This is a genomic window from Streptomyces sp. NPDC059875 (assembly GCF_042731085.1).
Classification (GTDB): Bacteria; Actinomycetota; Actinomycetes; order Streptomycetales; family Streptomycetaceae; genus Streptomyces.
In genome coordinates, this window is the sequence record NZ_JBHWJZ010000062.1 from 1 (window position 1) to 22,341 (window position 22,341).

24 protein-coding genes are annotated in these 22,341 nt (G+C 71.0%); 14 read left to right on the top strand and 10 right to left on the bottom strand.

What is annotated here, in order from left to right; translation table 11 throughout:
* The first annotated feature begins 270 nt into the window (after positions 1–270).
* Positions 271–669: a hypothetical protein gene (locus tag ACFV9D_RS37565; protein WP_385157131.1), complete on the top strand. Its 399-nt coding sequence runs from the start codon at positions 271–273 to the stop codon at positions 667–669.
* Here the strand turns inward: ACFV9D_RS37565 and ACFV9D_RS37570 are convergent.
* Complete coding sequence (locus ACFV9D_RS37570; protein ID WP_385157134.1) at positions 623–1,327, bottom strand: FadR/GntR family transcriptional regulator; 705 nt, start codon at positions 1,325–1,327, stop codon at positions 623–625. The two genes, ACFV9D_RS37565 and ACFV9D_RS37570, sit on opposite strands and share 47 nt — an antisense overlap.
* Before the next feature lie 74 nt (positions 1,328–1,401).
* Here ACFV9D_RS37570 and ACFV9D_RS37575 point away from each other — a divergent pair, with 74 nt between their 5' ends.
* The 4 genes from ACFV9D_RS37575 to ACFV9D_RS37590 all read left to right on the top strand — a co-directional run bounded on the left by ACFV9D_RS37575 (position 1,402) and on the right by ACFV9D_RS37590 (position 3,775).
* Positions 1,402–2,703 carry a CynX/NimT family MFS transporter gene (locus tag ACFV9D_RS37575; RefSeq protein ID WP_385157136.1) on the top strand — a complete coding sequence of 434 codons (1,302 nt, stop codon included), beginning with the start codon at positions 1,402–1,404 and terminating at the stop codon, positions 2,701–2,703.
* Between the two features lie 17 nt (positions 2,704–2,720).
* Entirely contained in the window at positions 2,721–2,837 is a 117-nt protein-coding gene (locus ACFV9D_RS37580) for an SGM_5486 family transporter-associated protein (protein WP_261992078.1), read from the top strand.
* Between the two features lie 165 nt (positions 2,838–3,002).
* The gene (locus tag ACFV9D_RS37585; protein WP_385157139.1) at positions 3,003–3,209 is read left to right on the top strand and encodes a hypothetical protein; all 207 of its coding nucleotides are present in this window, start codon (positions 3,003–3,005) and stop codon (positions 3,207–3,209) included.
* Between the two features lie 47 nt (positions 3,210–3,256).
* Positions 3,257–3,775 (top strand): SixA phosphatase family protein, encoded by a 519-nt coding sequence (locus ACFV9D_RS37590; RefSeq protein WP_385157142.1) that lies wholly within the window; start codon positions 3,257–3,259, stop codon positions 3,773–3,775.
* Between the two features lie 108 nt (positions 3,776–3,883).
* Here ACFV9D_RS37590 and serB read toward each other — a convergent pair whose 3' ends face one another.
* Together serB and ACFV9D_RS37600 are read right to left on the bottom strand one after the other, a co-directional pair.
* On the bottom strand, positions 3,884–5,098 hold the full coding sequence (gene serB / locus ACFV9D_RS37595; RefSeq protein WP_385157145.1) for a phosphoserine phosphatase SerB: 1,215 nt from the start codon (positions 5,096–5,098) through the stop codon (positions 3,884–3,886).
* 80 nt (positions 5,099–5,178) lie between these two features.
* Complete coding sequence (locus ACFV9D_RS37600; protein ID WP_385157148.1) at positions 5,179–6,744, bottom strand: streptophobe family protein; 1,566 nt, start codon at positions 6,742–6,744, stop codon at positions 5,179–5,181.
* A 255-nt stretch (positions 6,745–6,999) separates the two neighbouring features.
* Here ACFV9D_RS37600 and ACFV9D_RS37605 point away from each other — a divergent pair, with 255 nt between their 5' ends.
* Entirely contained in the window at positions 7,000–9,582 is a 2,583-nt protein-coding gene (locus tag ACFV9D_RS37605; RefSeq protein WP_385157151.1) for an FHA domain-containing protein, read from the top strand.
* 72 nt (positions 9,583–9,654) lie between these two features.
* On the opposite strand, the gene ACFV9D_RS37610 is transcribed toward ACFV9D_RS37605, so the two are convergent.
* The 3 genes from ACFV9D_RS37610 to ACFV9D_RS37620 form a co-directional block, all read right to left on the bottom strand.
* Complete coding sequence (locus tag ACFV9D_RS37610; RefSeq protein WP_385157154.1) at positions 9,655–10,392, bottom strand: transglycosylase SLT domain-containing protein; 738 nt, start codon at positions 10,390–10,392, stop codon at positions 9,655–9,657.
* A gap of 290 nt (positions 10,393–10,682) precedes the next feature.
* On the bottom strand, positions 10,683–11,789 hold the full coding sequence (locus ACFV9D_RS37615) for an S-adenosylmethionine:tRNA ribosyltransferase-isomerase (protein WP_385157196.1): 1,107 nt from the start codon (positions 11,787–11,789) through the stop codon (positions 10,683–10,685).
* A gap of 8 nt (positions 11,790–11,797) precedes the next feature.
* Complete coding sequence (locus ACFV9D_RS37620; RefSeq protein ID WP_385157157.1) at positions 11,798–12,496, bottom strand: SDR family NAD(P)-dependent oxidoreductase; 699 nt, start codon at positions 12,494–12,496, stop codon at positions 11,798–11,800.
* Positions 12,497–12,667: 171 nt separating this feature from the next.
* Between ACFV9D_RS37620 and ACFV9D_RS37625 the strand changes: the two genes are divergently transcribed.
* The 3 genes from ACFV9D_RS37625 to ACFV9D_RS37635 all read left to right on the top strand — a co-directional run bounded on the left by ACFV9D_RS37625 (position 12,668) and on the right by ACFV9D_RS37635 (position 14,840).
* Positions 12,668–13,813 carry a GAF domain-containing protein gene (locus ACFV9D_RS37625; RefSeq protein WP_385157160.1) on the top strand — a complete coding sequence of 382 codons (1,146 nt, stop codon included), beginning with the start codon at positions 12,668–12,670 and terminating at the stop codon, positions 13,811–13,813.
* On the top strand, positions 13,806–14,450 hold the full coding sequence (locus ACFV9D_RS37630; protein ID WP_385157163.1) for a response regulator: 645 nt from the start codon (positions 13,806–13,808) through the stop codon (positions 14,448–14,450). Before ACFV9D_RS37625 ends, ACFV9D_RS37630 begins: the two co-directional genes overlap by 8 nt.
* A 147-nt stretch (positions 14,451–14,597) precedes the next feature.
* Positions 14,598–14,840 carry a chaplin gene (locus ACFV9D_RS37635; protein WP_385157165.1) on the top strand — a complete coding sequence of 81 codons (243 nt, stop codon included), beginning with the start codon at positions 14,598–14,600 and terminating at the stop codon, positions 14,838–14,840.
* Between the two features lie 79 nt (positions 14,841–14,919).
* Here ACFV9D_RS37635 and ACFV9D_RS37640 read toward each other — a convergent pair whose 3' ends face one another.
* Positions 14,920–15,705 carry a hypothetical protein gene (locus ACFV9D_RS37640; RefSeq protein WP_385157168.1) on the bottom strand — a complete coding sequence of 262 codons (786 nt, stop codon included), beginning with the start codon at positions 15,703–15,705 and terminating at the stop codon, positions 14,920–14,922.
* A 152-nt stretch (positions 15,706–15,857) separates the two neighbouring features.
* On the opposite strand from ACFV9D_RS37640, the gene ACFV9D_RS37645 reads away from it, so the two are divergent.
* The 4 genes from ACFV9D_RS37645 to ACFV9D_RS37660 all read left to right on the top strand — a co-directional run bounded on the left by ACFV9D_RS37645 (position 15,858) and on the right by ACFV9D_RS37660 (position 19,092).
* On the top strand, positions 15,858–16,655 hold the full coding sequence (locus ACFV9D_RS37645) for an ABC transporter ATP-binding protein (protein ID WP_385157171.1): 798 nt from the start codon (positions 15,858–15,860) through the stop codon (positions 16,653–16,655).
* Positions 16,656–16,746: 91 nt separating this feature from the next.
* Complete coding sequence (locus ACFV9D_RS37650; protein ID WP_385157174.1) at positions 16,747–17,175, top strand: NfeD family protein; 429 nt, start codon at positions 16,747–16,749, stop codon at positions 17,173–17,175.
* A 93-nt stretch (positions 17,176–17,268) separates the two neighbouring features.
* Entirely contained in the window at positions 17,269–18,228 is a 960-nt protein-coding gene (locus ACFV9D_RS37655; protein ID WP_385157177.1) for an SPFH domain-containing protein, read from the top strand.
* Positions 18,229–18,324: 96 nt separating this feature from the next.
* The gene (locus tag ACFV9D_RS37660; RefSeq protein ID WP_385157180.1) at positions 18,325–19,092 is read left to right on the top strand and encodes a sulfite exporter TauE/SafE family protein; all 768 of its coding nucleotides are present in this window, start codon (positions 18,325–18,327) and stop codon (positions 19,090–19,092) included.
* Between the two features lie 69 nt (positions 19,093–19,161).
* On the opposite strand, the gene ACFV9D_RS37665 is transcribed toward ACFV9D_RS37660, so the two are convergent.
* The 3 genes from ACFV9D_RS37665 to ACFV9D_RS37675 all read right to left on the bottom strand — a co-directional run bounded on the left by ACFV9D_RS37665 (position 19,162) and on the right by ACFV9D_RS37675 (position 21,196).
* Positions 19,162–19,668 carry an HNH endonuclease gene (locus ACFV9D_RS37665; RefSeq protein ID WP_385157184.1) on the bottom strand — a complete coding sequence of 169 codons (507 nt, stop codon included), beginning with the start codon at positions 19,666–19,668 and terminating at the stop codon, positions 19,162–19,164.
* A gap of 163 nt (positions 19,669–19,831) precedes the next feature.
* Positions 19,832–20,371 (bottom strand): YbhB/YbcL family Raf kinase inhibitor-like protein, encoded by a 540-nt coding sequence (locus tag ACFV9D_RS37670; RefSeq protein ID WP_385157187.1) that lies wholly within the window; start codon positions 20,369–20,371, stop codon positions 19,832–19,834.
* Positions 20,372–20,413: 42 nt separating this feature from the next.
* Entirely contained in the window at positions 20,414–21,196 is a 783-nt protein-coding gene (locus ACFV9D_RS37675; RefSeq protein ID WP_385157190.1) for a sporulation protein, read from the bottom strand.
* Positions 21,197–21,301: 105 nt separating this feature from the next.
* Here ACFV9D_RS37675 and ACFV9D_RS37680 point away from each other — a divergent pair, with 105 nt between their 5' ends.
* A complete protein-coding gene (locus ACFV9D_RS37680; protein ID WP_385157193.1) occupies positions 21,302–21,943 on the top strand; it encodes a DNA-3-methyladenine glycosylase in 642 nt (213 codons plus the stop codon).
* The last annotated feature ends 398 nt before the right edge of the window (positions 21,944–22,341 follow it).

Below are 22,341 nucleotides of genomic sequence, written 5' to 3' on the forward strand. Positions count from 1 at the left end.
GACGGCCACCGGGGTCTTCCTGGTCACGACGCTGGCCATGGTGGTGGCACTGCCCGCGGACTCGAAGACCTTCTGGACGCGGACGCTGTTCGAGACGGGCCGTGTCGGCCACGCCGAGGAGACCGGGCGCCCCTCACGGAGGGGCGCCCGGCCTTCGTCGTTCCCGGTGTCGTTCCCGCGCCCGTCTCCCCGAGTCGAAAAGTCGGGCGAACCACCTCACACTGGATCGGAGCGTGACATTCCGGCTACTGATGGGGAGGAGGTAGGGACATGCGCGCGCCGCACCGAAGGGCTGCCGCTCTGGCCTCGGCCGCCGCACTTCTCGCCGGACTCGCCATAGCCGCCGAGGTGCGCGCGGCGCCCCCTCCCGCCGAGGACGCCCCGCCGCCCGCCGTCGCCCAGGAGCCCGAGGACTTCGGGGCCTCCTGCCGCACGGTCGTCAAGGGTTCCCGTGTCACCGCGTACTGCCACAACCCCTACCTCCGCACCGACCGCGTCCGGCTGCACGTCGAGTGCGACCGTTGGTGGGACGTGGACACCGACAGCGCCCCCGTCGAGGTGGGTCCGACCGTCTATGCCCAGCTGACCGGCCGCTGCTGGAAGGAAGTCCGCTCCGCCTGGCTCACGCACGAGCCGGCCGAGCCGGCTCCACAGGCCCCAGGTTCCTGAGGCACATGAACGGATACCCGGCCGCCTCGGCCGCCGCCGTGTCCGCGTCGCCCGCCCGGATCGCCTCCACGAGCCGCGCGTGGTCCATGTGGTGCTCCGGCCGCAGCTCCTGCCCCACGTCGTCGCGCAGCCACTGCCGCAGGACGTCCCCGAGGTCCGCGTAGAGCTCGGTCAGCACGTCGTTGTGCGAGGCCACCACCACCGCGTGGTGGAACGCGCCGTCCGCCGTCACGAACCGCTCGGCATCGCCCGACCGCCAGGCCTCCTCGCGCCCGGCCAGCAGCGTGTCCAGCTGCTTCAGGTCGCGCTCCGTGCGGCGCTGCGCCGCGAGCCGAGCCGCCGAGGACTCCAGCGTCGAGCGCAGCTCGGCGATGTGCCGCGGGTCGGATCCGGCGAACCGCCGGTGCATGACGCCGGCGAGCTCGCTGGTCGCGATGACATAGGTGCCCGAGCCCTGCCGGATGTCGAGCAGCCCGTTGTGCGCGAGCGCGCGGACCGCCTCGCGCACGGTGTTGCGGGCCACGCCCAACTGCTCGACCAGTTCCGGTTCGGTCGGGATCCGTGACCCGACCGGCCACTCGCCGGAGGTGATCTGGTTCCGCAGCTCGGTGATCACCTGATCGGAGAGCCCGGAACGCCGGGGAGAGCCGAGCGCCATGGCGCACCTTTCGTTCGTTCCGGATTGGTTCCAGATTGGACAACCAATCATCCCATGATTCTATGATGGCGACCATGCATGACGAGCCGCAGACCCTCGAGACCGCCGCACCGCCGGCCCGAACCTCCACGCCGACCGCCACCGTGGGGGATTCTCCCGCACCGGACCGCCCCGCCCTCTGGGTCGTCCGGCTCGTCCTCGTCGGGCTCGTCCTCGCCGCCCTCAACCTGCGCCCCGCCATCACCAGCCTCGGCGCCCTCCTCGAAGAGGTCCGCGACGGGCTCCACATGAGCGGCAGCGTGGCCGGCGTCCTCACCTCCGTACCCCCGCTCTGCTTCGCGGTCTTCGGCATCACCGCGCCCCGCCTCGCGCGCCGCTTCGGCCCCGCCGCCGTCGTCTGCGCCGGCATGGCCGCGATCTTCGCGGGCCTCGCCGTCCGCCCCTTCGCCTCCGGCACCGTCGGCTTCCTCGCCGCCAGCGCCCTCGCCCTCATGGGCATCGCCGTCAGCAACGTCCTCATGCCCGTCATCGTCAAGCGGTACTTCCCCGACCGCGTCGGCTCGGTGACCGGTCTCTACTCCATGGCGCTCGCCCTCGGCACCTCCCTGGCCGCCGCCGCGACCGTGCCCATGACCGAGGCCCTGGGCGGCAATTGGCGCACCGGCCTCGGTGTCTGGGGGCTCCTCGCCGCCCTCGCCGTACTGCCCTGGATCCCGCTGCTGCGCGACCGGGGTACGAAGCCGGCGGCCGACCCGGCCCCAGGGGCCGCCCCGCACGCAACCCCGGCCGCCGCCCCGCTCCGGATCACCCGCAGCCGCACCGCCTGGGCCCTCGGCGCCTTCTTCGGCCTCCAGGCCACGGGCGCGTACATCACGATGGGCTGGATGCCGCAGATCTTCCGCGACGCCGGCGTCCCCGCCGGCACGGCCGGTGTCCTGCTCGCCGTCACCATGGTGATGGGCGTACCGCTCGCGTTCGTCATCCCGCGCCTCGCGACCCGGCTCAAGAACCAGGGGCCGATCGCCGTCGGTCTCGGTCTGTGCGGTCTGGTCGGCTACACCGGCCTGTACCTCGCGCCCGCCGCCGGCGCCTGGATCTGGGCGCTGCTTCTCGGCGTCTCCAACTGCTCCTTCCCGCTCGCCCTGACCATGATCGGCATGCGCTCGCGCAGCGGCGCAGGCGTCGTCCGGCTCTCCGCCTTCGCCCAGAGCGTCGGCTACCTCATCTCCATCCCGGGACCGCTCCTGGTCGGCGTCCTCTACCAGCACAGCGGCGGCTGGGGCCTGCCCATCGCCCTGATGGCGGGGCTGATGGTCCCCCAGATGATCGTCGGCACCCTCGCCGGAAGGGACCGGACGGTCGAGGACGAGTGCTGAGATGCGAGACTGTCCCCATGCCAGTGCTCGACCCGAACCCTCAGAACGGCCAGAAGAAGCTCCTGCTCGTGCTCGGCGCGATGCTCGGGATCTCGGTCGTCATCGCCGTCATCGCCACGATCGCCTCCCCCTGACCCCGCCCGCCCCGTGATGGTGGGGTTAACCCCTCCATCCCCTAGGGGGTGAGTGTCAGGGTGAAGTGGGTGGATCACCGGATGGGCCAGGCGGCCCGCGCTCCGTAGCGTTGGAGACGTCGCAGCAGTCACCGCTGCGGGAAGTCCCGACCCACGGAGGCGGCCATGTCGGCCCGTACGCACACCCGGACCCCGTCCCCGTCCGTCGGCGGCGTCGACACCCGGCTTCCCTGGTGGGCGCTCGCCCTGCCGGTGGCCGCGTTCGTCGCCCTTTTCCTGCTGATAGCGGGACCGGGCGGGGCCCACGCGGCCGGTGGCGACCCCTCGGTCGGGCATCTCCTGGAGCAGATCCAGCAGACGCTGCCCCGCTGACCCAACACCCTGCGCCCGGTGGCCCGTTTCATGCGAAGCTGGAGCCCATGAGCGTCGATACACCCCGCAGGATTGTGCTGCTCCGGCATGCCAAGGCCGACTGGCCTCAGGTGTCCGACCACGAGCGACCGCTCGCCGAGCGAGGGCGCACGGACGCCCCCGTCGCCGGCCGCCGTCTCGCCGACACCGGAATCTCCTTCGACCTGGCCCTCTGCTCGTCCGCCGCCAGAACCCGCGAGACCTGGAAGCTGGCCGTCGCGGAGCTGCCGCACCGGCCCAGGACCGTGTACGAGGAGCGGCTGTACGAGGCCTCGCCCGGCGAGCTGATCGCCCTGCTCAACGAGGTCTCCGACGAGGTCGAGGACCTCCTCGTCATCGGCCACAACCCCGGGATGCACGCACTCTCCGAAGTACTCGCGGGCTCGGCCGAGGGGGACGCGCTGGCCCGGATGAACCGGGGCGGCTTCCCCACCGCCGCGTTCGCCGTGGTCGGCTTCACCGGCTCCTGGAAGTCCGTGGAGCCCGGCGTCGGCACGCTGCTCGACTACTGGGCCCCGCACAGCTGATCCGTCGCGTACGGCCCTGTCGCGTACGGCCTGTCGCGTACGGCGAAGGGCCCGGTCACCACACGGCGACCGGGCCCTTCGTCGTACAGGCGGGGCGGAGCGCTGCGGTCAGTGCAGCAGATCCTCGTCGCCGTCCGCGGCCTCGACCTCCTCGCGGGTGATCCCCAGCAGATAGAGGACGGTGTCGAGGAACGGGACGTTCACCGCGGTGTGGGCGGCCTTGCGTACCACCGGCTTGGCGTTGAACGCCACACCGAGACCGGCCGCGTTCAGCATGTCCAGGTCGTTGGCGCCGTCGCCGATCGCCACGGTCTGGGAGAGCGGCACCCCCGCCTCCGCCGCGAACCGGCGCAGCAGCCGCGCCTTGCCGGCCCGGTCCACGATCTCGCCGGTGACCCGGCCGGTCAGCTTCCCGTCCACGATCTCCAGGGTGTTGGCCGAGGCGAAGTCGAGGCCCAGCCTCTCCTTGAGATCGTCCGTGACCTGGGTGAACCCGCCCGAGACCACACCGACCTGGTAGCCGAGCCGCTTGAGCGTACGGATGAGGGTGCGGGCACCGGGGGTGAGCCGTACCTCGGCACGGACCTTGTCCACCACCGAGGCGTCGAGCCCGGCCAGCAACTCCACGCGCGCGTGGAGGGACTGCTCGAAGTCCAGCTCGCCGCGCATCGCGGCGGCCGTGACCTCGGCGACCTTGTCCTCGCAGCCCGCGTGCGCCGCGAAGAGCTCGATCACCTCGTCCTGGATCAGAGTCGAGTCGACGTCCATGACGACCAGCCGCTGGGCGCGGCGGTGCAGCCCCGCGGAGACGACGGCCACGTCCACACCGATGTCGTGCGCCTGGGTGGCCAGCGCGGTCCGCAGCGGCTCGGTCTCGCAGCCCGAGACGGCGAATTCGACCGCCGTCACCGGGTACTTCGCGAGGCGGAAGATACGGTCGATGTTGCCGCCGTTCTCGGCGATCCTGGCCGTTATGGCGGCGGTCTGCTCGGCGGTCAGCGGGTGACCGAGCACGGTGACGTGCGAACGGCCGAGGCCGCGCGGACGGTTGTCGCCGGTGCCGGAGATGATCTCCGCCTGGAGCTTCAGCGACTCGGCCCAGCTGTGGACGGTCGCGCGCAGCTCGCCCTGGGAGGCGACGGTCGGCTCGGTGACGAGCGCGCACAGGACGAGGCGGCCGCGGGACACGACCTGCTCGATGTCCACGACGTCGACGGAGTAGGCGGCGAGGGTGTCGAAGAGCCCGGCGGTGATCCCGGGACGGTCCTTCCCGAAGATCTTGACGAGAAGAGTGGGAACGTCTGAGGTCTGCGATGCACTCATGGTGGTTCCACCGTATCGGGCACTGGGTGCCACCACTCCCCCCGTCCCGCGTACCGGACACCTGACTGGTCGCACCCTTGTCACGGTAGTCCGCCGTGCGGGGGCGGCGGAGGGCCCGGTGGGGGAGGCGGAGGGGGCGGGGGAGGCGTCCAGAGACCGGGACCCGCCTGGGTCGGAGCGCTGTGCAGCCCGCCGCCCGCCTCGCATCCGCCGCCGTCCTCCTCGATCCCGTACGGAGGCGAGGGCGAGGGGACGTACGGCCCCGGCGGACCGGCCGGGGCCCCGAACGCACGCTCCCGCGCACGTCCCACCCCCGCCGCGCACACGAGCAGCGCCCCCAGTCCGCCCGCGGCCGCGCCCCACACCGCCCCCAGCAGCAGCGCCGCCCCCATGTCCCCGTGCAGCTCGATCCCCGCGTCGAACGCGTCGATCCCGAGCACCGCGAGCGACGCGTCCACCGACACCCCGCTCAGGACCACGAGCAAGGGCAACGCGAGCGCCGTCGCCACGCCCAGCCGCACCCCGCACCGCCCGGCGAAGGAGGCCGTCCCCAGCCCCGCTCGAGGCGTACGGGCCGCGGCCAGCACCCCGGCCGCCGCCATCGCCACGGCCGCGGCGACCGCGAGCAGCCACACCGCCCCGTCGAGCTCCGCGAGCCCGGCCACCGTCACCGGTCGCTCCACCGAGCCCCGTACCAGTGCGTCCAGCGGATCCGGCAGTACGTCCGCGAGCGACCCGCGCGCGCTGCCCCGCCACGGCACGAAGAGCCCGAGCGGCACCCCGATCCCCACCCCGTTCGGGGCGCCGAGCAGCGCCGCCCCGACCACCCGGCGCGGATGCTCGTCACCGATCGCCGCGTACCCCGCCGCCGCGTATCCGGCCGCCACCGCCACCAGGACCACCGTTACGAGCGCCGAAACCACCGGCCGAGCCTGCCGCCGTACCGCAGCGCCGACCCGCCCCGGCGGCAGCGGCGCCCGCCGCGAGGCGAGCAGGGCGACGAGCACCACCCCGACCACCCAGAACAGAGCGCCCGCGAGCGACTCGGCGGCGTTCACGGAGAACCCCACCGCCGCTTCCGCCTCCACCAGGTCGCCCACCCGGTCCGGCAGCAGGTCGCCGATGCCGCCGATGTCCCCGATGCCACCGGCCCCCGGGATCTCGTCGACGCCCCACCCGCCCCCGCCGATCGTCCCCCCGTCGATCGTCACCACATCGCTCCCGACCCACGCCAGTCCGCCCACCACGGCAAGGAAGAGCGTCACCAGGACCAGGACCCGGGCGGCGAGTTCCGTCCCCGACACGTACGGCCCGGCACGGCGCAGCGAGCGCAGAAAGAAGTACGCGAGGAACAGCGCACCCGTCAGAGAGACCCCGAGTGGCGTGAAGTCGACGGCGGTCTCCACCGCCGAACCCTCCAGGCCGAACGCCGACACATCGCCCGACGGCGTCACCGAGCCGCCCACGCCGAGCACGACCACGGCGGCCGTCATCGGCGCGAGCCCGCCGGCCGCGTCCGCGCCCAGCAGGTGCAGACCGAGTGCCCCGGCACCCGCCATCCCCACCAGCGCCCAGCTCACCGCGGCGATCGAGGCCAGAATCACATCGATCGCGATCGCCCACCCGCCATCGCCGCGTGCATCCATCAGAACCCCCCGGTTCATGGCGAGTTGCACCATTCATGCGTGATCCGTACGCACTCATGGGTGCTTACCACTCTCCGGGGTGATTTCTCCTCACGTCAACGGCCCGTGCAGGGGGCACTCGAGGACGCGCGAAGCACCCTGTGCGGGGTCTTCACACCGCCCGACTTTCGGAGTACGGGCAGGGCCTGAAATAGTTCCTCCCGATGTTCGCCATCCCTAGACTCCCTGCGACGGGGGTACATCGGGGGACAAGTAGTGGGGCATGGAGTGCCAGAACTCGTACTGGAATTGAACGGAAGGACCTGGACTCTCGATCCGTCCAGGTCGTACACCCTGGGACGTGATCCGCAGGGCGACCTGGTGATCGACGACGCCAGGGTCTCGTGGCGACACGCCACCATCAGCTGGGGCGGCCGGAGTTGGGTCATCGAGGACCACGGCTCGACCAACGGCACCTTCGTGCAGGGGCAGCGGATCCACCAGATGGAGATCGGCCCCGGTTCCGCGGTGCACCTCGGCAACGCGACCGACGGCCCGCGGCTGAACCTCGCCGCCGGCGCGGCGGCCCAGCAGCAGGCCGCGGCCCAGGCGCCGCACGCGGCGCAGGCGGCCCATGGAGCGCCGAACGCCCAGCAGGCCGCGGCGCAGGCCGATTGGGCCACCCATCAGGCCCCGCCGCCGCAGCAGCAGGGCTGGCAGCCGCAGGCCCAGGCTCAGGGACACGCCCAGCCGCAGTTCCCGCATCAGCAGGGCGGCCCCGTCGAGCAGTTGGCGCAGAAGGTGCCCGGCCAGGGTGGCGGCGCCGCGGGGGCGCCGCCGGTCTACGGCGACCGCAGCCCCACCACGTTCCACCAGTTGGCCCTCGGCCACGTCATGCGCATCGGTCGTGCGCTCGAGAACGAACTGGTCGTCTCCGACCTCCAGGTCTCGCGCCACCACGCCGAGTTCCACGCCACGCCCGACGGCCGCTTCGAGATCCGTGACCTCGGATCCCACAACGGCACGTACGTCAACGGTCAGCCGATCGCCAAGGGCGGCTCCGTCCTCATCGGCCCCAACGACATCGTCGGTGTCGGTCACTCGACCTTCCGGATGGTCGGCGGCCAGCTCGAGGAGTTCGTCGACACCGGTGAGGTCTCCTTCTCGGCCCGCCACCTGACGGTCACCGTCGACGGCGGCAAGCAGATCCTCAAGGACGTCTCCTTCGGCGTCCCGGAGAAGTCGCTGATCGGCGTCATCGGCCCGTCCGGCTCCGGCAAGTCCACGCTGCTCAAGGCGCTCACCGGCTACCGCCCGGCCAACGAGGGCGATGTCCTCTACGACAACCGGAGCCTCTACAAGCAGTTCGCCGAGCTGCGCCAGCGCATCGGTCTGGTCCCGCAGGACGACATCCTGCACAAGGAGCTGACCGTTCAGAAGGCGCTGCGCTACGCGGCCAAGCTCCGCTTCCCCGGCGACACCGCCGAGGCCGAGCGCGAGGCCCGCATCGACGAGGTGCTGCGCGAGCTCAAGCTCGACATCCACAAGGAGAAGAAGGTCACCTCCCTCTCCGGTGGCCAGCGCAAGCGCGTCTCCGTCGCCCTTGAGCTCCTGACCAAGCCCTCGCTGATCTTCCTGGACGAGCCGACCTCCGGCCTCGACCCGGGCATGGACCGCGACGTCATGCAGCTGCTGCGCGGCCTCGCCGACGACGGCCGCACCGTCCTCGTCGTCACCCACTCGGTGGCCGAGCTGGGCCTGTGCGACAAGCTCCTCGTCATGGCGCCCGGCGGCTCCGTGGCCTACTTCGGTCCGCCGGAGGAGGCGCTGAACTTCTTCGGCTACAGCACCTGGGCCGACGTCTTCTCCGCCTTCGAGAACTACCGCGACTACGACTGGGCGGGCCGCTGGAAGGGCTCGCAGCACTACCAGATGTACGCCGCGGACATCGACGCCGTCGCCGCGCAGCCGGTCCAGATGCCGCAGCAGGCGATGGCCAGGCAGCCCAAGCCGCAGGGCTGGGGCTCCCAGCTGTGGACCCTGATCCGCCGCTACTCCTCGGTCATCGCCTCCGACAAGGGCTTCATGGGCCTGATGGTGATCCTGCCGGCCGTCCTCGGCCTGGTCTCGGTCGTCATCCCGGCCGACTTCGGCCTCGCCCCGCCCACGCCGCCGTCCCGCTTCAACGGCGACGCCGGCACGATCATGCTGATCCTCGCGGTCGGCATGTGCTTCTCGGGCGCCGCCAACTCCGTACGAGAACTGATCAAGGAACGGGTCATCTACGAGCGCGAGCGGGCCACCGGCCTGTCCCGCTCGGCGTACCTGATGTCCAAGGTCATCGTCCTCGGCGTGATCACCGCCATCCAGGGCGTGATCATCTGCGGCATCGGCTTCGCCACCCGTGAGCTGCCGGCCGAGGGCCTGGTGCTGCCGCCGGCCGTCGAGCTCTGCGTCACGATCATCGCGCTCGGCTTCACCTCGATGATGTTCGGCCTGGTCATCTCCTCGCTGGTGAAGACCGCCGAGAAGACGATGCCGCTGCTCGTCATGTTCGCGATCGTCCAGGTCGTCTTCACCGGCATCCTCTTCCAGGTGTACGGATCGCCCGGCCTGGAGCAGTTCGCCTGGCTGATGCCCTCGCGCTGGGCCATCGCGGCCGCGGGCTCGACCCTCGACCTCGCGCACCTGATGCCGCCGTGGGACCACAAGGACCCGACCAACCTGGACCCGCTGTGGGACCACACCGTCGGCCAGTGGGGCTTCAACCTCACGATCCTGCTGCTCATCGGCATCGCCTGCGGCTTCGCTGTGGCGCGCCTGCTGCGCCGCCACGAGCCCGAGGTCATGCGCAAGTAGCGGAACGCGTACGACGCCGAAGGGCGGCACCCCGTGCAGGGGTGCCGCCCTTCGGCGTGTGTGCAGCGTCCGTCAGTAGGCGCTGTTGACGTTGTCCATGGAGCCGTAGCGGTCGGCCGCGTAGTTGCAGGCGGCGACGATGTTGGCGACCGGGTCGTACTGGTCGAACTTCGTGCCCGGCACGTGGTAGGCCTTGAAGGTCGGGTAGATGACCTGGAGCAGACCCTTCGAGGGGACGCCGTTGATGGCGTTGATGTCCCAGTTGTTGATGGCCAGCGGGTTACCGCTGGACTCCCGCATGATGTTGCGGTGGATGCCCTCGTAGGTGCCCGGGATGTTGTGCTTGTCCATGATGAACAGCGCCTCGCGGATCCAGCCGTCGAGGTTGTTCGCGAAGACCGGCTTGCGGGCGGCGGCACGGCTCGCGGCCGCCTTCGCCTCGGCGCGCTTCTTCGCCTCGGCCTTGGCCTTGGCCTCGGCCTTCGCCTTGGCGGCCGCCTTGGCCTTCGCGTCGGCCGCGGCCTTCGCGGCCGCCTTGGCCTTGGCCTCGGCCTCCTGCTTGGCCTTCAGGCCGATGGCGGTGGTCTGGTCGGTCAGGCTGGCGTGCAGGGCCTTGGCCTGCGCGCTGTCCGCGTTGTAGGCCCAGGCCACGTTCTGCGTGTTCGACAGGGCCTGCGGCTCGGTCTCGGTGGCGGCGTTGGCCGGCGCCAGGGAGAAGACGAGAGCTGCGGCGCCAAGCGCGGCGACACCGGCGATCGAAACCTTGTGGGTCTTGTTAAGGCGACTGTGACCAGGAGTGTTCGCAGACATGCAGGACTACCTCTTCGAATAGCAGGGGGTCGCTCAGGCCGGGGCGGCGCTGCGCCCTCTCGGCGGCGACGGCTGCAATTCTTAGCGGCAGCAAAATGCTGTGGCAAAGGTGTGACGTACGATCCCGGGTAGTGGATCAGGGGGTCGTGCACGAGGCACCGAAACCGGCCCGGGACCCGCTCAGACAGTCCTCATCTGCCCCTTATGCGTCCACTAGGGGAGGTCGTAAGTGACCTGCGTCCTATGCGCGGGCTCACATCGGGCACGTAACGAACTCACCACGCGTTGCTTCAGCAATGCGAACAGTGAGGGGTGTCCTCCGGGAGGATGAGGTGGACGTCGCCGAATTCGTGCCAGAGGTAGAGCTCCCGTACCGCTTCCGTATAGGCACGGCGCAGCGCACGCCGCCCGGCGACCGCCTCCAGCATCAGCAGATGCGAGGCCTCGGGCTCGTGCAGCCCGGTCAGCAGTCCGTCCACCACCCGCACTCCGCGGGCCGGGGTCACGACCAGATCCGTCCACCCCGAGGCGGCCCGGACCAGCCCCGTCCCGTCCGCGGCCGATTCCAGGGCCCGTACGGCCGTCGTTCCCACCGCGATCACCTGGCCCCCGCCCGCCTTCGCCGCGTTCACCAGCCGGGCCGTCGACGCCGGGACCTCGAAGCGCTCCGGGTACGGCGGCTCGTGGGCCTCCGCCGACGCCACCCCCGTATGAAGGGTGAGCGGAGCGAACTGCACCCCCCGGCGGACCAGCTCCGCCACCAGACCGGCCGTGAAGGGCCGGCCCGCGCTCGGCATCTCCGCCGACCCCGAACCGTCGGGGGAGGGCAGCGCGAAGACCGTCTGATACGCGGCCAGCGGCTGGTCCCGCTCCGTGTACCCGTACCGGATCGGCCGCCCGTACCGCGCGAGCAGCGCCGGTACGGGCCTGTCCGCCCGCGCCCACCACAGCCGGGCCGCCCCCGGCACCAGAGCCTCCTCCAGTACGAGACGTGCCCCTCCCGGCAGCAGCACCACCGCGCCCTCCGGACCACCCGCCCGGGGCCGGGTGCTTCCCGCCCCGTCCGGCTCCCGCAGCTCCACCGCCCACCGGCCTCCCCCAGACTTCGTCAGGGGGTGCCCCCAGTCCCCGCGCGTCGAGAAGTGCACGACGACCGCGTCCCCGCCACCCTCCCCACCCATTCGCCCGGTCACGGCGGCGGCGAGCGTCGCACTCGTGTTCACCACGAGCACGTCCCCGGCCCGCAGCTGCCCCGGCAGCTCACGGAAGGCGTGGTGCGACACCTCCGCCCCACGCGACACCATCAGCCGCACGGACTCCCGCCCTCGCCCCGGCTCCCGCTGCTCGGCCGGAACCCGCGCCGACAGCTCCTCGGGCACCCTGACGGCCAACGGCACCGGCACCTTCATCGGACCGCCTCCGCGAGGTCCGCGGCCGCGTACCGGCCGCTCGGCGGCCTGCGATCGAGCAGGGCGAGGAACCCCGGCACCACCGACTCCGGCTCCGGCCGCGGATCGTCGTCGTCCGGGACGGCCGCCGCGTACAGATCCGTGCTCATGTCCCCCGGGTCCACCGCCCACACCCGCAGCCCCGGCTCCTCCACCGCCAGCACCGCCGCCAGCTGGTCGAGCGCCGCCTTCGACGCCCCGTAACCGCCCCACGTCTCGTACGCCTCAGCCGCCGCGTCCGAACTCACCGCCACCACCGTCCCCGCACCGCTCTCCCGCAGCAGCGGCAGCGCCTCCTGTACGAGACCCAGCGCGGCCACCACGTTCGTCTCCAGCGCGGCCCGCAGGCCGTCCAGCGACAGGGCGTCCAGCCGTACCAGCGGCTCCGCCCCCAGCGCGCTCGCGTTGCTCACCAGCAGATCGAGCCCACCGAGCTCCCGCGCCGCGGCCACCAGCTCCCGACGGTGCGCCGCGTCCGTCACGTCCCCGGGCAGCGCCACCACCCGCGCCCCACGCGCGCGTGCCGCCTCCGCGCTCTCCTCGAGCACCTTCGCCGTCCGGGCGTCGAGCACCAGGTCCCAGCCCCGCCCGGCCAGCCCGGCCGCCAGCGCCCGCCCCAGTCCCTTCGAAGCCCCCGTGATCACCGCGACTGCCATGAGATCCATCCCCTTCTCTGCCGATGGATCCAGCCTCCGGCCGCGACTCCCGCCGCCGCCTCGTCCGCGGGCCCCGACCGCACAAGGCACTTCGACCTAGTCCCTCGGTCCTAATCAGCGGCCGTCCCCAGGCGGATACGCCCTGTCACCACGCACCGGTACGGTGAATTCATGAGTCACCGACCGCGCTCCGGCCTGGCCGCCGTGAGCACCGCGCTGCTGGCGATGAGCCGCCACCTGGAGGTGCGCGACGTCCTCAAGACGATCGTGGCCTCCGCCCGTGAGCTGCTCGACGCCGAGTACGCGGCCCTGGGCGTCCCGGACGACCACGGCGGCTTCGCCCAGTTCGTCGTCGACGGCGTCAGCGACGAGCAGTGGCGGGCCATCGGGCCGCTGCCCCGCCAGCACGGCATCCTCGCGGCCATGCTCCACAAGGCCGAGCCCGAGCGGCTCGCGGACGTGCGGAAAGACCCCCGCTTCGAGGGCTGGCCCGCCGCCCACCCGGAGATGTCCGACTTCCTCGGCCTGCCCATCCAGGACGGCGAGGAGACCATCGGCGCCCTCTTCCTCGCCAACAAGCGCTGCCCCAAGCCGGACGGCGGCTGCGGCTTCACCGCCGAGGACGAGGAGCTGCTGTCGATCCTCGCCCAGCACGCCGCCATCGCCCTGACCAACGCCCGGCTCTACGAGCGCAGCCGCGAGCTCACCATCGCCGAGGAGCGCTCGCGCCTCGCCCATGAGCTGCACGACGCCGTCAGCCAGAAGCTCTTCTCGCTCCGGCTCACCGCCCAGGCCGCGGCCGCCCTCGTCGACCGGGACCCGGCCCGCGCCAAGGGCGAGCTCCAGCAGGTCGCCGCGCTCGCCGCCGAGGCCGCGGACGAGCTGCGCGCCGCCGTCGTCGAGCTGCGCCCCGCCGCGCTCGACGAGGACGGACTCGTCCACACCCTGCGCACCCAGGTCCAGGTCCTGGACCGGGCCCACAGCGCCCGCGTCACGTTCGACAGCTCGGGAGTGCGCGCGCTGCCCGCCGCGCAGGAGGAGGCCATGCTGCGCGTCGCTCAGGAGGCCCTGCACAACGCCCTGCGGCACGCGGAGCCGGAACTGGTCGCCGTCTCCGTGATCCGGTCCGGCCAGGGCGCGCTGCTCACCGTCACGGACGACGGCAAGGGCTTTGACCCCCGTACGGTCCGCAGGGCGGGCCGGCACCTCGGCCTCGTCTCCATGCGGGACCGGGCCGGCGGCGTCGGCGGCACACTCACCGTGACATCGGCACCGGGCCGAGGCACCACGATCGAGATGGAGGTCCCCGGTGGCTGAGAAGGTCATCCGCGTTCTGCTGGTCGACGACCACCAGGTGGTGCGGCGAGGGCTGCGGACCTTTCTGGAGGTGCAGGACGACATAGAAGTCGTGGGCGAGGCGGCCGACGGCGCCGAGGGCATCGCGCGCGCGGAGGAGCTGCGGCCCGACGTCGTCCTGATGGACGTCAAGATGCCCGGCATGGACGGCATCGAGGCGCTGCGGAAGCTGCGCGAGCTGGCCAACCCGGCGAAGGTACTGATCGTCACCAGTTTCACCGAGCAGCGCACGGTCGTCCCCGCGCTGCGGGCGGGCGCCTCGGGGTACGTCTACAAGGACGTGGACCCGGAAGCGCTGGCCGGCGCCATCCGCTCCGTGCACGCGGGGCACGTGCTGCTCCAGCCCGAGGTGGCCGGGGCCCTGCTCTCCCAGGACGACGGCCACGGCGGCACCGGCCGCAGCTCCACGCTCACCGAGCGCGAACGCGAGGTCCTCGGCCTGATCGCGGACGGCCGGTCCAACCGGGAGATCGCCCGGGCGCTCGTCCTCTCGGAGAAGACGGTCAAGACGCACGTCTCGAACATCCTGATGAAGCTCGACCTGGCGGACCGGACGCAGGCGGCGCTCTGGGCGGTGCGGCACGGCCTGACCTCCTGAAACGCATGAGGCGGAAGGGGCACCTCCGTTCCCTTCTTCATACCGTCGGGTGTATGTCCCCCGTTCGGCGCAACCCGGCGGGGGGCGGGGCGTTCTCCATGGCGTGCTGCGGCGGCCGGCCGCAGCGAATACCAGGAGGATCCTGAAGTGAAGAACCTGAAGAAGGCCGCTGCCCTCACCATGGTCGCCGGTGGCATCGTCGCCGCCGGTGCGGGTGTCGCGTCCGCCCACGGCGCGGACGCGAACGGCAAGGCCCTCAACTCGCCGGGCGTCGCGTCCGGCAACCTGGTGCAGGTCCCGGTCCACGTCCCCGTGAACGTCTCCGGCAACACGGTCAACGTGATCGGCCTGCTCAACCCGGCCTTCGCCAACGGCGCCGTCAACCACTGACGCCCCGCGACCAGCCCGGCCCCCGGACGATCCCCCGGGGGCCGGGCTCCTCCATGTCCCGCCCCGTCCGCCCCCGGGCTCAGCGCTCCCGTTCCCGCTCCTCCACGAACGCGTTGTACGCCGCCACCTGCGCGCGCCGGGCGACCCGCTCCACCGGCCGCAGCGCCGCCCCCCGCGCCGCCATTTCCGAAGCGCTCACCGCGCCGCCGTGGCCGTGGTCGTACGCCAGGTCGATCAGCAGGCCGACCCGCTGGGCCAGCTCCAAGACGCGCACCGCACGTGCCGGATAGCCCGGGGCCAGCACCTCGCGGCCCGCCTCCGCCCGCGCCCGGTAGGCCTCGCGGGCCGCGTCCGCGACCGGGCCCGACCCCGCGACGTCCAGCTTCGTCAGCACCGCCGTCGCCTCGCGCAGCGCCTCCGCCAGCTCCCGCTCCGCCTCGCCGATCGACGGCACGTCCGCGGGCGGCGCCTCCCGCACGGTCAGGCACTGCCAGACCACCTCCACATGGACGTCACCCGGCGGACCCGCCTCGGTGACCTCCGGCACCAGACCGTACGGAGCGCCGAAACCGACCACCGCCTCCTCCGCCTCCAGCGCCCGCGCGTTGAAGTCCGGCGGCCCGCTCAGCCCCAGCGGATGCCCCGGCGCCGGCAGCGCCACGCGCCACCCGGACACCCCGAGCCGCCGCAGCCGGCCGAGCGCCAGGGTCAGACCGACCTGGCCCGCCTCGCCCGGCAGCCCCTCCACGCGGTGCACCGCGTCGTCCCCGACGATGGCCAGCGCCGCGTCGTCCGGCGATACCGATCCGGCCAACAGGGCATTGCCCCAAGCGGCCAGGCGTCCTGAGCGTGGTTCCGAAAGCATGCCCCAAGACTAAGGACTCCCCGCGCCCGAGAACGGAACTACCGGACCTAAGGACCGGCCCGCTCCGGCAGTGGCGTAGGTTTTCCCTGGACGCCGCGCCCACAGGCGCACGGCGACGACTCGACTCGACCGCAAGGGGAGACAACGCGCTCATGAGCGATGTACTGGAGCTGGTGGACGTATCCGTGGTCCGCGATGGACGGGCTCTGGTGGACGATGTCTCCTGGTCGGTCAAGGAGGGCGAGCGTTGGGTCATCCTCGGCCCCAACGGCGCCGGCAAGACCACCCTCCTCAACATCGCCTCCAGCTACCTCTTCCCGTCCACCGGCACTGCCACGGTCCTCGGCGAGCAGCTCGGCGGCGTCGGCACGGACGTCTTCGACCTCCGCCCCCGCATCGGCATGGCCGGCATCGCCATGGCGGAGAAGCTCCCCAAGAAGCAGACCGTCCTGCAGACCGTCCTCACCGCCGCGTACGGCATGACCGCCACCTGGCACGAGGACTACGACGCCGTGGACGAGCAGCGCGCCCGCGCCTTCCTCGACCGCCTCGGCATGACCGAGTACCTGGACCGCAAGTTCGGCACCCTCTCCGAGGGCGAGCGCAAGCGCACCCTGATCGCCCGCGCGATGATGACCGACCCCGAGCTCCTCCTCCTCGACGAGCCCGCCGCCGGACTCGACCTCGGCGGCCGCGAGGACCTCGTCCGCCGCCTGGGCCGCCTCGCCCGCGACCCGTACGCCCCCTCCATGATCATGGTCACCCACCACGTCGAGGAGATCGCCCCCGGCTTCACCCACGTCCTGATGATCCGTCAGGGCAAGGTGCTCGCGGCCGGCCCCATGGAGACCGAGCTGACCTCCCGCAACCTGTCCCTCTGCTTCGGCCTGCCGCTCGTCGTCGAGCACGTCGGCGACCGCTACACCGCGCAGGGCCTTCCGCTGAAGTAGCAAGCCACACAAGGGAACCGGAACCAGGGCGTCGCGCCCGCACAGCACCGCGCCCTGTCCCGGACCCACCCCACCGCCCTACCATGACCATGTGGACATCGACGCATGGGTCTGGTGGTTGATAGGCGCGGTGGGACTCGGCATTCCGCTGGTCCTGACCGCGATGCCCGAATTCGGCATGTTCGCCGTCGGTGCGACAGCCGGAGCCGTGACCGCGGCTCTCGGCTTCGGCATCGTCGCGCAGGTGGTCGTCTTCGTCGTCGTCTCCGTCGCACTCCTCGCGGTGGTCCGCCCCATCGCGGCCCGCCACCGCAACGGCCCACCCCAGCACGCCAGCGGCATCGACGCGCTGAAAGGCCGTCAGGCCGTCGTCCTCGAACGCGTCGACGGCAACGGCGGCCGCATCAAGCTCGCCGGCGAGGTCTGGTCCGCCCGCGCGCTCGACACCGGACTCGCCTTCGAACCGGGCGAACAGGTCGACGTCGTCGAGATCGACGGGGCGACAGCCGTGGTCATGTGACCGAACCCCCCACGCGGCGGCCCGCCTTCTGGGAAACTCGATCATCAAAAGCAACCCGGCAGTGAACCGGCAGCGAAGGGCACAGGGAACGCGATGTCAGCAGTCATCATCGTCCTGATCATTCTGGTGGTGCTTGTCTTCATCGCCCTGATCAAGACGATCCAGGTCATCCCGCAGGCGAGCGCCGCGATCGTGGAGCGCTTCGGCCGCTACACCCGCACGCTCAACGCCGGTCTGAACATCGTCGTCCCGTTCATCGACTCCATCCGCAACCGGATCGACCTCCGCGAGCAGGTCGTCCCGTTCCCGCCGCAGCCGGTGATCACCCAGGACAACCTGGTCGTCAACATCGACACCGTCATCTACTACCAGGTGACCGACGCCCGGGCCGCGACCTACGAGGTCGCCAGCTACATCCAGGCCATCGAGCAGCTCACCGTCACCACCCTGCGCAACATCATCGGCGGCATGGACCTGGAGCGGACCCTTACCTCCCGCGAGGAGATCAACGCGGCCCTGCGCGGCGTCCTCGACGAGGCGACCGGCAAGTGGGGCATCCGCGTCAACCGCGTCGAGCTCAAGGCGATCGAGCCGCCGACCTCCATCCAGGACTCGATGGAGAAGCAGATGCGCGCCGACCGCGACAAGCGCGCCGCGATCCTCACCGCCGAGGGAACCCGCCAGGCCGCGATCCTCACCGCGGAGGGCGAGAAGCAGTCCCAGATCCTCCGCGCCGAGGGCGAGGCCAAGGCCGCCGCCCTGCGCGCCGAGGGCGAGGCCCAGGCCGTCCGCACGGTCTTCGAGGCCATCCACGCCGGAGACCCGGACCAGAAGCTCCTCTCGTACCAGTACCTCCAGATGCTCCCGAAGATCGCCGAGGGCGACGCCAACAAGCTCTGGATCGTGCCCAGCGAGATCGGCGACGCCCTCAAGGGCCTCTCCGGCGCCTTCGGCAACCTCGGCGGCGGAGCCCCCGGCTTCAACACCGGTTCCGTGCCGGGCAGCCGTACCGGCACCGAGAGCGAGCGCCGCGAAGCGCCCCCGGTCGACTGACACATACACGCAGTCGTGCATGATCGGTGCGAGCCCCTCGACCCCGACGGACGTCAGGGCGGGGAGGCGAGCCACTGATCCTGTAAGGAGATGGCTTTGTCCATCTGGGAAGTACTGGCCGTGTTCGCGGCCGGCGTCGGCGCCGGCACCATCAACACCATCGTCGGATCGGGAACGCTGATCACGTTCCCGGTCCTCCTCCTCACCGGCCTGCCCCCGGTCACGGCCACCGTCTCCAACGCCCTCGGCCTCATCCCCGGCTCCATCAGCGGAGCCATCGGCTACCGCGAGGAACTCAAGGGCCAGCGCCGTCGCATCCTGCGCCTCGGCACCGTCGCCGCGATCGGCGGACTCGGCGGAGCCGTACTCCTGTTGACGCTCCCTGCCCGGGCGTTCGAGACCATCGTCCCCGTCCTCGTCGCCCTCGCGCTGGTCCTCGTCATCCTCCAGCCCCGGCTCTCCAAGGCCGTACAGGCCCGCCGCGAACGCAACGGCCACCACGGAGACCCCGACGGCGGCCCGCTCCTGCTGACGGGACTGCTCCTCGCCAGCGTCTACGGCGGCTACTTCACCGCAGCCCAGGGGATCATCTACCTCTCCCTCATGGGCATGCTCATCGCCGACACCCTCCAGCGCCTCAACGCCGTCAAGAACGTCCTCGCCGCGATCGTCAACAGCATCGCCGCGCTCTTCTTCCTCTTCGTCGCCGACTTCGACTGGACTGCTGTCGTACTCATCGCCGTCGGCTCGGCGATCGGCGGCCAGATCGGCGCCAAGGTCGGCCGCCGTCTCCCGCCACCCGTCCTGCGCGGCGTCATCGTGGCCGTCGGCACCGCCGCCATCGTGCAGCTCCTGCTCCGCTGACACCGCTCCGGGAACGACAGGGGCCCGCTCCCGGAAGGGAACGGACCCCTGTACGCGGGACCTACCGGATCACGCCGCCGAACCGGCCAGCCACTGAGGCAACTCGGACCGCTCACCGGCCCGCATCGCCAGCAGCATCGCGTCCGCCGGTGTCGGCACGAACGGCTCGTGCAGCAGTGGCATCCCCGCCTGCTCCGGCGTACGGTCCGCTTTGCGGTGGTTGTCCTCGGCGCAGGACGCCACCGTGTTCAGCCAGCTGTCCCCACCACCCTGGGCCCGCGGCACCACATGGTCCACGGTCGTCGCGCGCCTCCCGCAGTACGCGCACCGGTGCTGGTCCCGGACCAGCACACCCCGCCTCGACCACGGAGCCTGTCTTCGAAACGGCACCCGTACGTAGCGGCAGAGCCTGATCACCCGGGGCACCGGAATGTCCACGGCGGCGGCACGCATACGGAGATCGGGATGCTCCTGCTCGACGACGGCCTTGTCCTGCAGGACAAGCACCACCGCACGGTTGAGTGTGACCGTCGAAAGCGGCTCGAAGCTCGCGTTCAGTACCAGCGTGTCCCGCATTGTGCCCACCTCCCGTGTGCCGGCCCAGCCCCGTGGCAGGGCTCCGGGCTGGGATCAACTCTGGCCGGGCGCGCCGGGTTGGACAACGCAATATCGTGCGCAACGAAAGATGCCCGCTTCTGATCTCTCCAAGACCAGAAGCGGGCAAACAACAAACGAACGCTCAGCTGTGCGTGGGATTCTCGTACTCGCCGATCAGCTGGGCGCGTCCCAACGCGTGGAAGCGCAGGTGGAAACCGACGGCCGCGGGCGAGGCATCGGCGTCCGGCCCCAGCTTCTCCCGGTCCACGGCGTACACCGTGAACACATAGCGGTGCGGCCCGTCTCCGGCCGGGGGAGCGGCACCGCCGAAGTCCCTGGACCCGTAGTCGTTACGCACATGCACGGCACCGGCCGGCAGCCCCGCGAACGACCCCGTGCCCGCACCCGCCGGCAGCTCGGTCACCGACGCCGGTATGTCGAACAGCACCCAGTGCCAGAACCCGCTGCCCGTCGGCGCGTCCGGGTCGAAGCAGGTGACCGCGAAGCTCTTCGTCTCCGCCGGGAACCCCTCCCAGCTCAGCTGGGGCGAGATGTTCCCCTCCGCGTACACCTGCGCGTCCTTCAGCACACCGTCCGGCACGATGTCGTCGCTCACCACGGTGAACGCCGACACCGGCGGATGGAAGTCGTGAGGGAGCGGCGCCCTCTTCCCCTCGGCCACGTCAGTACCTCCGTATCGCTGACCTGCTCTACGGGGGTGAGCCTAGAGCCAGTTGCGCTTGCCACCGACGTCGGCGAGCCACTGGTTGAGGTAAGCGGCCCAGTCGGTCGTGTGGAAGTCGTTCAGACCCACCTTGAAGGCACGGAACGAGTCGCTGCCCTCGCTGAAGAGCCCCGGCTTCTTGTCCATCTCCAGGACGACGTCCATCTCGCGGTCGTCCGCGACGAAGCTGATCTCGACCTGGTTCAGACCGCGGTACTGCTGCGGCGGGAAGAACTCGATCTCCTGGTAGAACGGCAGCTTCTGCCGGGTCCCGCGGATGTGCCCGCGCTCCATGTCCGCGTTCTTGAAGCGGAAGCCCAGCTGGATGAACGCGTCAAGGATCGCCTGCTGCGCCGGCAGCGGGTGCACGTTGATCGGGTCCAGGTCGCCGGAGTCCACCGCACGGGCGATCTCCAGCTCGGTGGTCACACCGATGTTCATCCCGCGCAGCTGCTGCCCCGCGATGGCGGTGACCGGCGTCTCCCAGGGAATCTCCAGACCGAACGGCACGACGTGCACCGCACCGGCCTGCACGGTGAAGGCGCCGCCGAGCCGGACCTTCACGAACTCGATGTCCTGCTTGGTCTCCTGGTCCGCGCCCTCGACCTCGACCCGGGCCTGCAGTCCTACGGACAGCCCCTCGATCTGCTGGTCGACCGAACCGCCCTGGATCCGCACCTCACCCTGGACGACCCCGCCCGGAACGACGTTCTCCTCGGTGAGCACCGTCTCCACGGACGCGCCACCGGCACCCAGGCTCGCGAGCAGCTTCTTGAACCCCATGAACACTCCCTCTTGGTCCTGCTTGGTCTTGACCCCTACATACGCGCGACGACCGTAGCCGGTTCCCCCACAGCCACCAGGGGCACCCCAGTACGCTCGGACGCCATGAGCGAGAGCCCCGACCGTACGCCGCTCCCGCGGGCCTTCTTCGACCGCCCCGTCCTGGAGGTCGCCCCCGATCTGCTCGGCCGCACTCTCGTACGGACATCGAGCGCGGGCCGCATCGAGCTCCGTCTCACGGAAGTGGAGGCGTACGCCGGCGCGATCGACCCCGGCTCCCACGCCTTCCGAGGCCGCACCGCCCGCAACGCCGTGATGTTCGGACCGCCCGGCCACGCGTACGTCTACTTCACCTACGGCATGTGGCACTGCCTCAACCTGGTGTGCGGCCCCGAGGGCCACGCAAGCGGAGTCCTGCTGCGCGCGGGACAGATTCTTACGGGTGCGGACCAGGCCCGCACCCGTCGACTCTCGGCCCGATACGACAGAGAACTCGCCAAAGGCCCGGCCCGCCTGGCCACGGCCCTCGACGTGACCCTCTCCCTGAACGGCACCGACACCTGCGCCGGCCCGGACTCCCCGCTGTCCCTCCTTATGGGCACCCCACCCCCGGCCGACCAGGTACGCAGCGGCCCACGCACGGGAGTGGGCGGCGACGGCGCTCCGCACCCCTGGCGCTTCTGGATCGACTCCGACCCGACGGTGAGCCCGTACCGCGCGCATGCGCCCCGCAAGAGGACCTCTTGACTCGACTTGACTCGGGTGCTGCGGACGCCTAACGTAGGCGAGCCGCTTGAAACGGGACGTGCTTGTTCAAGCACCTCGGAGCGGCCACCCACTACCTACGACGTACCCCAACGGGGCGGATTTCGGCATGCCGAAATTTGATCCGAAAGGCTCGATTATGAGTCGCCGGGGAATTCGGCTAAAGTAGTGACCACGCCGAAAGGCAAGGCCGCCAACAGGCCACCGGAAACAAAATCCGAACCGGAAACGGAACGGAAAAGGATCTGGTAAGGTTGGAAACACGAAAGACCGAAGGGAAAAGCGCCGGAGGAAAGCCCGAGAGGGTGAGTACAAAGGAAGCGTCCGTTCCTTGAGAACTCAACAGCGTGCCAAAAATCAACGCCAGATTAGTTGATACC

Coding starts and splice junctions, on each gene's coding strand:
- ACFV9D_RS37570 (WP_385157134.1), bottom strand. CDS start 1,327: ATGGCGCTCGGCTCTCCCCGGCGTTCCGGGCTCTCCGATCAGGTGATC.
- ACFV9D_RS37680 (WP_385157193.1), top strand. CDS start 21,302: ATGAGCGAGAGCCCCGACCGTACGCCGCTCCCGCGGGCCTTCTTCGAC.
- ACFV9D_RS37585 (WP_385157139.1), top strand. CDS start 3,003: ATGTCGGCCCGTACGCACACCCGGACCCCGTCCCCGTCCGTCGGCGGC.
- ACFV9D_RS37655 (WP_385157177.1), top strand. CDS start 17,269: ATGTCAGCAGTCATCATCGTCCTGATCATTCTGGTGGTGCTTGTCTTC.
- ACFV9D_RS37665 (WP_385157184.1), bottom strand. CDS start 19,668: ATGCGGGACACGCTGGTACTGAACGCGAGCTTCGAGCCGCTTTCGACG.
- ACFV9D_RS37675 (WP_385157190.1), bottom strand. CDS start 21,196: ATGGGGTTCAAGAAGCTGCTCGCGAGCCTGGGTGCCGGTGGCGCGTCC.
- ACFV9D_RS37590 (WP_385157142.1), top strand. CDS start 3,257: ATGAGCGTCGATACACCCCGCAGGATTGTGCTGCTCCGGCATGCCAAG.
- ACFV9D_RS37625 (WP_385157160.1), top strand. CDS start 12,668: ATGAGTCACCGACCGCGCTCCGGCCTGGCCGCCGTGAGCACCGCGCTG.
- ACFV9D_RS37610 (WP_385157154.1), bottom strand. CDS start 10,392: ATGTCTGCGAACACTCCTGGTCACAGTCGCCTTAACAAGACCCACAAG.
- ACFV9D_RS37600 (WP_385157148.1), bottom strand. CDS start 6,744: ATGGATGCACGCGGCGATGGCGGGTGGGCGATCGCGATCGATGTGATT.
- ACFV9D_RS37645 (WP_385157171.1), top strand. CDS start 15,858: ATGAGCGATGTACTGGAGCTGGTGGACGTATCCGTGGTCCGCGATGGA.
- ACFV9D_RS37575 (WP_385157136.1), top strand. CDS start 1,402: ATGCATGACGAGCCGCAGACCCTCGAGACCGCCGCACCGCCGGCCCGA.
- ACFV9D_RS37620 (WP_385157157.1), bottom strand. CDS start 12,496: ATGGCAGTCGCGGTGATCACGGGGGCTTCGAAGGGACTGGGGCGGGCG.
- serB (WP_385157145.1), bottom strand. CDS start 5,098: ATGAGTGCATCGCAGACCTCAGACGTTCCCACTCTTCTCGTCAAGATC.
- ACFV9D_RS37580 (WP_261992078.1), top strand. CDS start 2,721: ATGCCAGTGCTCGACCCGAACCCTCAGAACGGCCAGAAGAAGCTCCTG.
- ACFV9D_RS37640 (WP_385157168.1), bottom strand. CDS start 15,705: ATGCTTTCGGAACCACGCTCAGGACGCCTGGCCGCTTGGGGCAATGCC.
- ACFV9D_RS37565 (WP_385157131.1), top strand. CDS start 271: ATGCGCGCGCCGCACCGAAGGGCTGCCGCTCTGGCCTCGGCCGCCGCA.